Origin of the sequence: Rhodopseudomonas sp. P2A-2r, from assembly GCF_026015985.1 — a bacterium.
GTDB lineage: Bacteria > Pseudomonadota > Alphaproteobacteria > Rhizobiales > Xanthobacteraceae > Tardiphaga.
Map to the genome: position 1 here is coordinate 5,190,683 of NZ_CP110389.1, position 12,861 is coordinate 5,203,543.

Here is a 12,861-nt window from a genome sequence, read left to right on the forward strand (position 1 = left end):
GCCCCCTCTCCCACCAAGCTCCGCTTCGCTGCGCTCGGGGAGAGGGGATCCGCCTCACATCATTCGCGTGCAGGCCATCATGAACACCCACCTCCTGCTCCAGCTTCTCGTCAACGGCCTCGTGGTCGGCACGCTGTATGGCGTGGTGGCGATGTCATTCGTGCTGATTTACAAGGCCACGCAGGTGGTCAACTTCGCGCAGGGCGAGTTGCTGCTGATCGGCGCCTGGGTGTGCTGGACGCTGCTGACGAAATATCAAGTGCCGTTTTGGCTGGGCATGCCGATGACGCTGATCTTCATGTTCGCCTTCGGCATCGCCATCCAGATCGTGATCCTGCGGCCGATGATCGGCGAGCCGATCATCTCGGTGATCATGGTGACCATCGCGCTGTCCACCGTGTTCCAGGCGTCCTTGAAATGGATCTACGGGGTCAGCCCGCAGCCGTTCCCACGGGTGTTCACCAGCGACTCCGTCAGCTTCGCCGGGCTGCAGATCCAGACCGTCTATGTCATGAGCCTCGTGGTCTCCGTGCTGATGATGATCGGCATGGCGTGGTTCTTCCGGGTGTCGAAATGGGGCCTGGCGATGCGCGCCACCGCGTTCAACCAGCAGGTCGCGCAGTCGCTGGGCATTTCCGTCAAGACCGTGTTCGCCATGGCCTGGGCGATCTCGGCCATGGTGTCCGCGGTCGCCGGTGTCGTCGTCGCCGTCGTCAACGGCGTGTCGTCGGGGCTGTCGATCTACGGCATCAAGGTGTTTCCTGCGGCGATCCTCGGCGGCCTGGATTCAATCGGCGGCGCGGTGCTCGGCGGCATCATCATCGGCGTGCTGGAAAACCTCGCGCAGTTCGTCGACAGCGAATACCTGCACTGGGGCAACCTTTATGAAATTGCGCCGTTCTACGTGCTCATCATCATCCTGATGATCAAGCCCTATGGCCTGTTCGGCACCAAAGACATCGAGCGGGTCTGATCCAGATGGCAACTCCTTCCCTGATTCCGGCCGGCGACTTCCGCACCTCCTACGCGGCGGACACCACCATCTTTCCGACCGCCACCAGCCGCAATTTCTGCATCGCAGGGATCGTGCTGGTGTGCCTCGCGCCACAGCTGTTCAGCGAATACTGGCTCAGCGTGCTGATCCAGATCGGCATCTTCGGCATTGCCGCCCTCGGGCTGAACATCCTCGTTGGCTTCACCGGCCAGATTTCCATCGGCCACGCCGCCTTCTTCCTGCTCGGCGCCTTCACCTCGGCCTACATCTCCAACCACGCGCCGATCCCGGTGTTCTTCGCCATACCGCTGGCCGGCGTCGTCACCGCGCTGGTCGGGCTGATCTTCGGCCTGCCGGCGGCTCGGCTGAAGGGGCTCTATCTCGTCATCGCGACGCTGGCCGCGCAATACATCCTGCTCGACTTCTTCTCGCGCGCCGAATGGTTCACCGGCGGCTCGGTGCCGGCGATGGCCGAGCCGTTCTCGATCTTCGGCTATGTGCTGCGCGGCGACCGACAATATTTCTACGTGGTGCTGGCCTATGTGGTGGCGAGCTATCTGCTGGTCACCAACCTGATGCGCTCGCGCGACGGCCGCGCGCTGGTGGCCATCCGCGACCATTATCTCTCGGCCGAGATCATGGGCATCAACCTGACCAAATACCGCACGCTGTCCTTCGGGTTGGCCGCCTTTTTCGCCGGCATCTCCGGCGCTCTTTATGCGCACTATCAGCTGGTGGTCTCCAACGAGGGTTTTGGCATCGAGCGCTCGATCCTGTTCCTGGCCATGGTCATCATCGGCGGCACCGGCTCCATCTCCGGCACCCTGATGGGCACCGCCTTCGTGGTGCTGCTGCCGGAATCCATGGAGTGGATTTCGGCCAGCCTGAAGGGCAGCGCGATCGACCGCGCTTTGCAACTCAACAACAACCTGACCTTCCTGCGCGAGATCGCCATCGGCCTGATCATCATCGCCTTCCTGATCTTCGAGCCAGACGGCCTCGCGCATCGCTGGCGACAGATCAAGACCTACTGGAAACTGTACCCGTTTTCGCATTGAGGTTGGAACGGGACTGGCTAGACTGAGACCTCAAAACAAAAAATCACCGGGAGAATGCTCATGACGATGAAATCGCTGCTCAGTACCGCATCCGTCGCCCTCTTGCTCGCGGGGGCAAGCGCCACCGCGCAGGCGCAGATCGCGCTCGGCCATCTCGCCGATTATTCCGGCGGCACCTCCGATGTCGGCACGCCCTACGGCCAGGGGGTCGCCGACACCTTTGCCTGGATCAACAAGAATGGCGGCATCGGCGGCAAGCCGGTCAATGTCGACACCGTCGACTACGGCTACCAGGTGCCGCGCGCCATCGCGCTGTACAAGAAATGGTCCGGTGCCGACAAGGTTTCCGCGATCATGGGCTGGGGCACCGCCGACACCGAGGCGCTGACCGGCTTCCTGGCCGCCGACAAGATCCCGGACATCTCCGGCTCCTATGCCGCCGCCCTGACCGACCCCACCGGCGCCGGCGGCAAGGCCAAGCCCGCCCCCTACAACTTCTTCTACGGCCCCTCCTACTCCGACGCGCTGCGCGCCGAACTGACCTGGGCGGCCGAGGACTGGAAGGCCAAGGGCAAGACCGGCAAGCCGAAATTCGTCCACATGGGCGCCAACCATCCCTACCCCAACGCGCCGAAGGCCGCGGGCGAGGCGATGGCCACCGAACTCGGCTTCGAGGTGCTGCCGCCATTGGTGTTCGCGCTGGCGCCCGGCGACTACAGCGCCCAGTGCCTGAGCCTGAAGTCCGCCGGCGCCAATTACGCCTATCTCGGCAACACCGCCGCCTCCAACATCTCGGTGATGAAGGCCTGCAAGTCCGCCGGTGTCGACGTTCAGTTCATGAGCAACGTCTGGGGCATGGACGAGAACGCCGCGAAGACTGCGGGCGATGCCGCCGACGGCGTGATCTTCCCGCTGCGCACCGCAGTGAGCTGGGGCGGCGACGCGCCGGGCATGAAGACGGTGATGGAGATCTCCAAGATGTCCGACCCCACCGGCGCGGTCTATCGTCCCGTGCATTACATCGCCGCGGTCTGCACCACACTGTACATGAAGGAAGCGCTGGACTGGGCCGTCAAGAACGGCGGCGCGACCGGCGAGAACGTCGCCAAGGGTTTCTACCAGAAGAAAGACTGGGTGCCGGCCGGTATGGAAGGCGTGTGCAATCCTTCGACCTGGACCGACAAGGACCATCGCCCGACCATGAAGGTCGACCTCTACCGCTCGAAAGTGACCGGCGCTACCGATGGCGACCTCAACGACGTCATGAAGAAGGGCACCATCAAGCTGGAGAAGGTGAAGACCGTCGAACTGCCGCGCAAGCCGGAATGGTTCGGCTGGTAGTTCATTCCCGCGCACGCCTGTCGTCCCCGCGAAGGCGGGGACCCAGTAAACGGCGGACGTTCGGTTCTATCATTGCCGCTGCCGACGACTGGATCACCCGCTCTCGCGGGTGATGACAAGCGAGGGCAAGGCGGGTGTCACCCTCTTCACGAAGATCGGGATCCAGATATGATCGACGCGTCGGAAATCGTGCGACCTGCAGCGGCAACCGCCCCCGCGGCCGCCCCCTCCTCGCCGTGCGCAACATCGAGGTCGTCTATGACGACGTCATCCTGGTGCTCCGCGGGTTGAGCATGGAAGTGCCGAAGGGCGCCATCGTCGCGCTGCTCGGCGCCAATGGCGCCGGCAAGTCGACCACGCTGAAGGCGATCTCCGGCCTTCTGAAGACCGAAGACGGCGAGGTCACCCGCGGCGAAATCGTGTTCGACAATGAGCGCATCGACGGCATCGATCCCGACAAGATCGTTCGCCGCGGCATCTTCCAGGTCATGGAGGGCCGCCGCATCGTCTCCGACATGACCTCGCTGGAGAACCTGCGGCTCGGCGCCTTCACCCGGCGCGACAACGAGGTCGGTGCCGACATCGACATGGTCTACGATTACTTTCCGCGGCTGAAGGAGCGGACCGGCCTCGCCGGCTATCTCTCGGGCGGCGAGCAGCAGATGCTGGCGATCGGTCGCGCGCTGATGGCGCGGCCGAAAATGATCCTTATGGACGAGCCGTCCATGGGCCTGTCGCCGCTGCTGGTGAAGGAAGTGTTCGCCATCATCAAGCAGATCAATCGTGATCTCGGCGTCACCATCCTGCTGGTGGAGCAGAATGCCCGCGCCGCGCTGTCGGTGGCCAGCCACGGCTACATCATGGAACAGGGCAAGGTGGTGCTCGATGGAACCGCCGAGGAATTGCGCGACAACGAGGACGTCAAGGAATTCTACCTCGGCGGCGCCGGCGACCAGCGCAAGAGCTTCAAGAACCTGAAGAGCTTCAAGCGACGCAAGCGCTGGCTTTGACCGCGCTTTTTGGAGGCGAGTTCCGTTGATCTGTCTCATGGCAGGATTGGTGCTAGGTGCTATGATCTTTTGGATCATGACACCCCGCATCGTCGGTCGTCATGAAGCCAGCCGAGGAACCTGATGCGCCACTTCGACTCCCTCGAAAATTGCGACCCCTCGCACCGCCATGCCAACTTGTTTTCGCGGCTGCCGGATATGCTGCGCCACGCCATGGCCGCGCCGGCCTATGCCGAGCGCCTGAAGGGTATCAATCCCTCCACCGTCGTCAACGCTGCCGCGCTGGCGCGGCTGCCGGTGCTGCGCAAGTCCGACCTCCCGGGCCTGCAGAAGGCGCGACCGCCGTTCGGCGGGCTGGTGATCAGCCCGCCCGGATCGTTCGGGCGGCTGTTCACCTCGCCCGGTCCGATCTTCGAGCCCGAGTCGAAACATCTCGACCCCTGGCACGGCGCCCGCGCTCTGTTCGCGGCGGGCTTCCGCGCGGGCGACGTGGTGCTGAACACGTTCAGCTATCACATGACGCCCGGCGGCTTCATCTTCGATGGCGCGGCGCGAGCGCTGGGCTGTGCCGTGATTCCAGCGGGGCCGGGCAATACCGAGCAGCAGCTGGAGCTGATCGAGGCCTATCGCCCGGTGGCCTATAGCGGCACCCCGGATTTCCTGAAAATCCTGCTCGATGCTGGCAGGACCGGCAAACGCGACGTCTCGTCGATCAAGCGCGCGCTGGTGTCCGGGGCGGCGTTTCCGAAATCGCTGCAGGACGACATCAAGGCCCGCGGGATCGACGCCTATCAGGCCTTCGCCACCGCGGACCTCGGCTTCATCGCCTATGAAAGCGCGGCCCGCGACGGGCTGATCGTCAACGAGGACCTGATCCTGGAGATCGTCCGACCCGGCACCGGCGATCCGGTTCCCGAAGGCGATGTCGGCGAAATGGTTGTCACCTCGCTCGACCCGCACCATCCGTGGATCCGGCTGGCGTTGGGCGACCTCACCGCCGCCCTGCCCGGCCACTCGACCTGTGGCCGGACCAACATGCGGATCAAGGGCTGGATGGGCCGCGCCGACCAGGCCACCAAGGTCAAGGGCATGTTCGTGCGGCCGGAGCAGATCGCCGAGATCGGCCGGCTCCATCCCGAACTCGGCCGTCTCAGGCTGGTGGTGACGCGCCAGGGCGAGACCGATGTGATGACGCTGCAGGCGGAGGCCACCACGGCCGGCACGAACCTCCAGGAGGGGTTGCAATGACCCTGCGGAGCGTGAGCAAGCTTGGCGGCACCGTCGCACTGGTGGCCCCCGGAAGCCTTCCCAATGACGGCAAGGTGATCTCCGACGAGCGCGGGGCATAGCCGCCGAGGACGGGCCGCGGGTAAAAATCCCGGACTTGCTCTGCCGATCCTGATAAGCACCGGCCCTGAACAAGGACGGGCCGCCACCCATGAAGTTGCTTTTGCCACAATTTGTCGAAAACCGGCTGTCGCATCCGATGGTCGCCAAGATGGTCAGCTTCGGCATCATCGGCCTCGGCAATACTGTCATCGATCTGGCAATCTTCAGCCTTGCCTACAAGGTGCTCGGCCTGCCCCTGGTCCCCGCCAACGTCCTGGCCTGGATGGTCGCCGTGTCCGGATCGTATGTGATGAATACGATGATCACGTTCCGCGCCGAGTCCGGCCGGGTGTTGCGGCGCAAGGACTATGTCAGCTTCGTCGCCTCCGGCATCCTCGGGGTGATTGCGACCACCACGACGCTGGTGGTGCTGTCGAACTTCATGCCGGTGCTTTACGCCAAGTTGGCCTCGATCCTGGCCGGCTTCGTGGTCAATTTCACGATGTCGCATTTCGTGGTGTTCCGGACGAAGCTGCCGGCTGAACCGCGGCTTTAGTCATCAGGATCGCCTTGACCCGCCGCGACACCAGCAAGACGACGGTCGCGACGATCAGCGCGGCGAGGCCGATGAGCCACCCGCTGAACGGCAGCTCGCCATTCTCCAGCAGGATCGCCCGGCCGGAGGCGCCGATATAGGCGTACAGTGCGATCTGCGGAAGCGTGAACACCAGGGTGATCAGCGAATAAGGCAACAGGCCAATGCCAGTGAGGCCGAACAGGTAGTTCTGTACGCAGTTCGGCGCGGGCCCCCAGAAGCGCATCAGCGCGGCGATGCGCCAGCCCTCTTCGTCGATCGCCCGTGCCAGCACGCGCCATAGCGGCTTCCTCGCGGTCTGCCGCTCGACCCAGCCGCGCAACAGTCCGCGCGCCAACAGGAAGGCGAGGATGCAACCCAGCGTGGTGCTGGGCACTATCACAAACAGCGCATGCAGACCGAATGCCGCTCCAGCGCCGATTACCAGAAATGTGCGCGGAACCGGCAGGAACGCCGCCACGACGAACAAGGCCGCCAACACGGCGGCTGCACCCGCATCGAGCTGGCCAAAGCTCTCCAGCCAGCGGACGACGGCCTCGGAATTCATGACGCCCTGCGTGCGGAAGTCTTCATCTAGCCGAGCGCCCGGTCGGCTGCAGCGACGGCGCACAGCATATGGTAGAACGACGACGACGGAATGGCCGCCACTAGCGAGCGGTCCTCGGCATCGCGAAGCCGCAGCGCTGAGGCCAGCAATTCGCCGCAATGGCGCGCCGTGGGGCAAACGCTGATGCGCTCAAAGCCTTTCAGCAGCCCCACCCATTCGGCCTTATGGCCGGGCTCGACGGAGAACGGCTCGATGCGCGACCAGTCCTGTTCAAAGTATTCGCCGAGCACCTGCTTCCTGCCGCCATAGAGGCTGGCGATGAACCATCCGAACAGGTCGCCGGCACGGGCCTGGAAGGCCTGGTCGTGGGTCGCGTCGAAGGTGGCGACCAGCGCCTTGAACACGTGCATCTGCGGGTTCTGCCGGCGCGGCAGCGACGCCGGCACGCCCTCCGCATAACCGCCATCGGGCGAGCGCAATGCGCTGTCGAAGAACGTCATCAGCGAGATCGATTTCGGCGCGCACCTGGGCATCGCCATCGATCTGGAATAGCGCTGCCGGCGCCAACAGCACGAAGGCGTGGTCGTAAGTGTCGCGCAGCGGATTGAGCACGCTGCCGCCGGTGGCGGCGTCCCAGCGTTCGGTGGACCACAGCGGGAGGGAATGGTCGATGAGCTGGGATTTCAACGACTTGACGATGTCAGCACCATTCGAGTAATTCGCGGTCGTTGTGCTCCCGTTTTCAAGCATAGGCATCTCGTCCATCGATACGAAAATCGAGCTCACCTGTAGCACATGCCAGCACTGTACGCCCATACCGGCTCGATTGCTGATTGGGGCGTTGCGGCAGATTAGGGCGTTGCGCCTATGGCACAGTCGGGAATGCCAGGAAATTGTAAGCGCCAGATTATTACACAGTCGTCAGCAGCCGCATTGTACGCCCTGGCAACAATCACCTCAAAACCTCCAGATTGGCGATGCCGTTGGACATCAAGAAATATCTATCTTAGACACGATGGCTGGCTGATACCATCTTACCCAGCGGTAGGCCCCCGACGGCGCTACAATTGCAATGTCGGAAAGTAAGCCTGATGAAATTTTCCAACCGCTGTCAGGTGATGTCAGCCTCATGAAATATATGCCTGTCCTGAATCGCGTGTTGCCACGCAAAACGCTGGAGAAGCTTACTGTTTCTGCGCTACTCTTGATTGCATGCGCGGGAATAACCAACCTTCTGTCCGCTCGATTCTTTTACGGCGCTGGCGATTCAGCCAGCATGATCGATCTCGTCAAGCAGGCAGCGTCAGGGCACGGCCTATCCCGCTCGAGCTTCAATTCTGCAAACGATCTGTGGACGTTATTCAGCGCAACGGCAGAGACGTACTGCAACTCCGAATTCGTTCCGCGCTTTCGCGATGCCAGCGTTCTGACATGGCACCCTTATTGGCTCGCGTATCCAATTGCTGCGCTTACATTCATCCCTGGGGTCCGGGCAGCGACCGCGGTGATGATGCTGATAGCTCTGAGCCACATCGGTGTACTCGGCCTGGCGTGGTGGTTCTTGCGGCGCCAAGGCGTGCCCTTGCTGCTGGCTGCCATCTTTTGTGTCACAATCTTTGTCTTCAAGCCGTGGTCCGAAAGCGTTCTCGGACAGTTGTACTTTGATCGGATGTTCTTGCTTCCCGGCACCGCGCTCGTGCTACTCACCCATCTTAGATTGACAGAGAAATCCGGCTCTATTCTCGCAATCGCGGCGTTGGCATTGCTCTGTGCCCTGATCTCGGAACGCCCCGCGATGATGGCGGGTGTTTTTCTGATCGGCTACCCCATCCTTCTGAAAGGCTGGAAAGTGGCGAAGTCCCGTGACTCCCTGTTGCTCATCGGCATGGGGATGCTAAATCTCGTATATGTATTCGTCTACGTCAGATTTTTTCAGGAAAGCCCATACCTGGGTAATTGGACCAGCGCGGCGGGAATGATATCCGAATTGCAGTCAGCACTGCTTCCTGGCGGATCGCGTTTTCCGCCGACCATGAAACTGTTGGCAGTACTCGCGCCGTTCCTGCTGTTGTCGGTATTCAGCTGGCGGATGGGCTTGATTGCGATTGGCTCAATCCTCCCGAACCTGATGGTGAGCGTTGGCGGCGCGGAGAAGAACGTCTTCCTCACGCATTATCACATGCCGTACCTGCCATTCGTTCTGGCTGGAGCCGCGCTCGGTCTGGCGGGACTGTGGTCCAGGATTGCGCGCGGGTCCCACGACCACAGACGATTCAATTATGCAGATGCTCGCTCGACATTCGTGGTGGCCAGTTTGCTGGTAGCGATGGCGGCCTACAGCAACTGGTTCAATCCTTACGATCTCAGCCGTACTTTCGTTTTTGACCGCCCGATTGACCCCGCGCTGGCAAACTCCGTCGTTCCTGGACTGCCCAATCCAAATCTGGAAGGGGCGAAAGCCATGCGTATTTTTTCCAGCGATTTTGTCTCAATCATACCGAAAGGTGTCGCCGTATCTGCGCCTGAATGGATGTGGCCATCGCTGGTCGACCGAGGCGGCATCGCGATTGATTTCTTGCCATATGGTATTAGCGAAGATCGCTATCTGATAACAACCTATGCCCGAATGGGTGACGGGAGCCACCAACTACAGCTTACGTCGTTTCAGCCCGAGGCGGAATCCGCGAAAATGCGGAGCTGTCTTCAGGACCGCATCGATCGCCAGTACACGCCGGTCCGGCAAGCGGATTATGGCGGGTTACGTTTCGTGATTTATTCGAAGAAATAGCGGACAGCCATGGCTTTCCGCAGGCGCTAGTTGCCATGCTCTCCGGTCGGTCGCTCGGCGAACGTCCAGGCGGAATTGATCAGATAACTCATGACCGGATAGCATATCGTGATGCAGGCGGTCACGAGCATATGATCGTAGCTCCAGACGTAGCGTGCCGCTGCCATCGCCGCGCTGCTGAGAACGAATAACCCGCCCGAGACAATAAGAAAACGCGGCAAAGACCGTCCATGTCCGCTCGCGACACCAAACGTGAAGCGATGGTGTCCAAGATAGGAAAACAGCAGCGAGACCGCGACGCCCGCGCTGTTCGCAGCGACGGGATCGATCGAGAACGGCGGGCGACCCAATATCGTTGTCGTCATGAAATACAGCAAGGTGGCTATGATTCCCACCATGCCGAAGCGGCCGATCACCGGCAAGCGCCGCCGATGCCACGCCGTCGCTTCGCTCGCCTTGGCCGCGGATGCCTGACCATGGTTCGATTTGGTCGTGCCAGCCGAACAGCCTGACCCTCCGCCACCGGCGCCTGACACTTGCGCCTCGAGCGCTCGTTCGTTGCCCCCGGCACTGTCCCGCTCGTCAACCATGGTATCGACCGCTGGCACGGACTACGACGCAGAAAACCGCAGGTGCAGATTTCACGCCCGCGCTGTGATGAAGTGAGACTGGGCCAGCCATCGGGTCAACCTTGTCGCCTCAAGCGCAGGCTCTACCGCGAGGATCCCGGATACGACTGTTTTTGGGAGGCCAGGGAGCAGAAAGTCCTTGGTGTGGACAAAAGCGTCGCGCCAGCCGGCGGCCGGCAGTGCAGCATGAAGCTCGCCCGGCGTAAACGCCATCTCGTCCGGCTCCAGTCGGGCCCAGCGGCGCCCAACGCGCGTACCAAAGATGAAGGCACAGTAGGGATTGTGAAAGTTGGGTTCGATGAAAGCCAGCCCGCCTCCAGGGCGCGTCAAGGATTTCAACGACTCCAGAACCTGCGGGAGGCGAACGACCAGATGATGCAATATGCCATTTCCGCAGACCATGTCGAACTGGCCAAACGCAAGGGGCGTATCGCCCAGCAGGTCGAACAGTTCGAACTGCAGATTGGGAGCGGCGTGCCGCGCGCGCGCTTCGGCAATGAAGGCCGGGCTGATGTCAACCGCAACGATCTCGGCGCTTGAGTGGGCAGCCAGATAAGATGCCGTTTCACCAGTACCGCTTCCCAGTTCCAGCACCCGTTTGGCACCGAGGTTTTCGATTTGCGCAACGAACCAATCGTTTCGTCTGCGCATGCGCAGCGGCGTGGATCCGACTGGCCGGAACACTTGGTTGAAGCCATGCTCGTCCCGCAACGCGATCTTGGACATCATCAAACGGCTTTCTTCGCGTCGAGACCGTAGCCGAGCGGATCAGCCGGCGATCCCAGTCGCAGCCATAACGACAAGTGCGCAACAACCAGACTCACGACGATGGCGGGGCTCAGAAGTATCACCAAGGGGAGCCGCCACATCAAGGCCATTGAAGGCTTCATGAGGCGCATGCAGACGACGATCAGCTTGTTAGCAATCACAGCCAAATCATCACCCCGCTCTTCCACCTCAACGCCCGGAAAGTCGCTAAACATGTCTGACAGACGATACGGCGTAAAACGGTGGTAATCGTGCGGCGCGTGGTGGACCCGCGCCGAAAAAGGTACGGTCGCCACCAACGTCCCCGCCGGCCGCAGAACGCGGAGCATTTCCGCAATCAGAGCTTCTGGATATTTGACGTGTTCCAGGACTTCGGTGCACAGAATATGATCGAAGCTGGCGTCCGGGAAGGGAATATGAATCCCGTCGAATGGAACGATGTCGGAGCTTTCAGTCATCCCGAATTGGTCAGCAAGCGGGACGTCGATACCAGTATAGCTGCAACTCCGCGGTAGCAGGCTGCGAAACGGCATTTCGCCGCAGCCAACGTCAAGCACCTTGCCCTGCATCGCAGCGAGCCGCGGCTGAAGAAACCGGAAACAGGTCAACAACTGCAGGTCCAGAACCATCCTCAGTCGGAACGTGGCAGCACCCAACAAGCCCGACCGACGCCTGATCGGAATAGGCTTAAATTCCTCTGAAAAGCGAGCGTAATCCATTTTTCCCTTATCGCTGAAACGACAAAGCCTGTCTACCAATGGCTATCAGCTCGGCGGCAGGCCCGCTCGCACTGCGACATTTGGGGTCAAGCGCCGAGCAATAAGTGTTAGAACTACATCCTATAACGAACTAGAAAAGCCAAATTCCAGCCAATAAACCGCTATAAACCGCGTGACTCGCCCCGAGACATCGTTAATGTCATCCTGTGTTTGTCCATCCGGGCAAGCTGGGGAATGGTGGGTCGATGATTTTGGCGGAGAATGATCTCAACAGAGCGAGGTCCCGTCTCGTCGAAATGCATTACCGCGCGCGAGCCGGCCATCTGGGTGGAAATCTCTCCTGCCTGGATGGAATGATGGTCGTGTACCATGAATTTCTGGGCGCGCAGGACAGGTTCGTTCTTTCTAAAGGCCACTCTGCAGGTGCGCTTTACGTAACCTTGTGGACACTGAATCGGCTCACAGATTCGGATCTTGACAGTTTTCACCAGGACAACACGCTTCTGGGCGGACATCCGCCTCCGAGGGGCATTCCGGACGTTCTGTTCGCGACGGGCAGCCTCGGTCATGGATTGTCGCTGGCGGCAGGCCTAGCAAAAGCGGCAAAACTGCAGGGCATCAATCGCCGCGTTTTTGCGCTAACATCCGATGGGGAGTGGCAAGAAGGCGCCACACTCGAGGCTTTGATCTTTGCGGTCCATCATAGGCTCGACAATCTGACGATCTTGGTCGATCACAATGGATTACAGGGGTTTGGCTCCACCAACTCAGTGGCTTCGATGAATCCGCTCGACGAACGACTTGCGGGCTTCGGCATCGAAACCCGCATTTGTGATGGCCACGATCTGCCTTCTATTCGCAGCGCGCTGTCCCAGAAGCAAAGCGGTCCGCTGCTTGTGTTGCTTAATACCGTCAAGGGCCGGGGCATTCCTCAAGCCGAAGGGCTGATGGAAAGCCATTATTTGCCGCTTTCGGCCGATCAGCATGCCGGTGCCTTGGCAAATTTCGCGACCGCGTCATGAGAGACGAGTTGTGCCGCCATTTGGTTGCCCGGGCCGCGAATTCCCGCATGATCTTCCTAAC

At 61.2% G+C, this 12,861-nt stretch carries 12 protein-coding genes and 1 pseudogene; 8 read left to right on the forward strand and 5 right to left on the reverse strand.

Going from position 1 to position 12,861, the window contains the following annotated elements:
* The first annotated feature begins 79 nt into the window (after positions 1–79).
* From ONR75_RS24995 to ONR75_RS25020, 6 genes and pseudogenes are all read left to right on the forward strand, one after another.
* On the forward strand, positions 80–973 hold the full coding sequence (locus tag ONR75_RS24995) for a branched-chain amino acid ABC transporter permease (RefSeq protein ID WP_265079615.1): 894 nt from the start codon (positions 80–82) through the stop codon (positions 971–973).
* A 5-nt stretch (positions 974–978) separates the two neighbouring features.
* Positions 979–2,052, forward strand: coding sequence for a branched-chain amino acid ABC transporter permease (locus ONR75_RS25000; protein WP_265079616.1), 1,074 nt, complete (start codon positions 979–981; stop codon positions 2,050–2,052).
* Between the two features lie 60 nt (positions 2,053–2,112).
* Complete coding sequence (locus ONR75_RS25005) at positions 2,113–3,393, forward strand: ABC transporter substrate-binding protein (RefSeq protein ID WP_265079617.1); 1,281 nt, start codon at positions 2,113–2,115, stop codon at positions 3,391–3,393.
* A 236-nt stretch (positions 3,394–3,629) separates the two neighbouring features.
* A complete protein-coding gene (locus ONR75_RS25010) occupies positions 3,630–4,403 on the forward strand; it encodes an ABC transporter ATP-binding protein (RefSeq protein ID WP_265079618.1) in 774 nt (257 codons plus the stop codon).
* Between the two features lie 123 nt (positions 4,404–4,526).
* Positions 4,527–5,752: pseudogene (locus ONR75_RS25015) on the forward strand (phenylacetate--CoA ligase family protein).
* 89 nt (positions 5,753–5,841) lie between these two features.
* Complete coding sequence (locus ONR75_RS25020; RefSeq protein WP_265079619.1) at positions 5,842–6,288, forward strand: GtrA family protein; 447 nt, start codon at positions 5,842–5,844, stop codon at positions 6,286–6,288.
* Here ONR75_RS25020 and ONR75_RS25025 read toward each other — a convergent pair.
* On the reverse strand, positions 6,230–6,874 hold the full coding sequence (locus ONR75_RS25025; protein ID WP_265079620.1) for a TVP38/TMEM64 family protein: 645 nt from the start codon (positions 6,872–6,874) through the stop codon (positions 6,230–6,232). The genes ONR75_RS25020 and ONR75_RS25025 overlap by 59 nt on opposite strands.
* Positions 6,875–6,900: 26 nt before the next feature.
* The gene (locus ONR75_RS25030) at positions 6,901–7,374 is read right to left on the reverse strand and encodes an AGE family epimerase/isomerase (RefSeq protein ID WP_265079621.1); all 474 of its coding nucleotides are present in this window, start codon (positions 7,372–7,374) and stop codon (positions 6,901–6,903) included.
* Positions 7,375–7,946: 572 nt separating this feature from the next.
* Between ONR75_RS25030 and ONR75_RS25035 the strand changes: the two genes are divergently transcribed.
* Positions 7,947–9,662, forward strand: coding sequence for a hypothetical protein (locus tag ONR75_RS25035; RefSeq protein ID WP_265079622.1), 1,716 nt, complete (start codon positions 7,947–7,949; stop codon positions 9,660–9,662).
* Positions 9,663–9,688: 26 nt separating this feature from the next.
* Here the strand turns inward: ONR75_RS25035 and ONR75_RS25040 are convergent, their stop codons facing one another.
* The 3 genes from ONR75_RS25040 to ONR75_RS25050 are packed head-to-tail and all read right to left on the reverse strand — an operon-like array spanning position 9,689 to position 11,778.
* Complete coding sequence (locus tag ONR75_RS25040; RefSeq protein WP_265079623.1) at positions 9,689–10,252, reverse strand: GtrA family protein; 564 nt, start codon at positions 10,250–10,252, stop codon at positions 9,689–9,691.
* A gap of 51 nt (positions 10,253–10,303) precedes the next feature.
* Complete coding sequence (locus ONR75_RS25045; RefSeq protein ID WP_265079624.1) at positions 10,304–11,020, reverse strand: class I SAM-dependent methyltransferase; 717 nt, start codon at positions 11,018–11,020, stop codon at positions 10,304–10,306.
* Entirely contained in the window at positions 11,020–11,778 is a 759-nt protein-coding gene (locus ONR75_RS25050) for a class I SAM-dependent methyltransferase (RefSeq protein ID WP_265079625.1), read from the reverse strand. The genes ONR75_RS25045 and ONR75_RS25050 overlap by 1 nt, the downstream gene beginning before the upstream one ends.
* Before the next feature lie 245 nt (positions 11,779–12,023).
* Between ONR75_RS25050 and ONR75_RS25055 the strand changes: the two genes are divergently transcribed.
* Entirely contained in the window at positions 12,024–12,800 is a 777-nt protein-coding gene (locus tag ONR75_RS25055) for a 1-deoxy-D-xylulose-5-phosphate synthase N-terminal domain-containing protein (protein ID WP_265079626.1), read from the forward strand.
* Positions 12,801–12,861 lie beyond the last annotated feature (61 nt).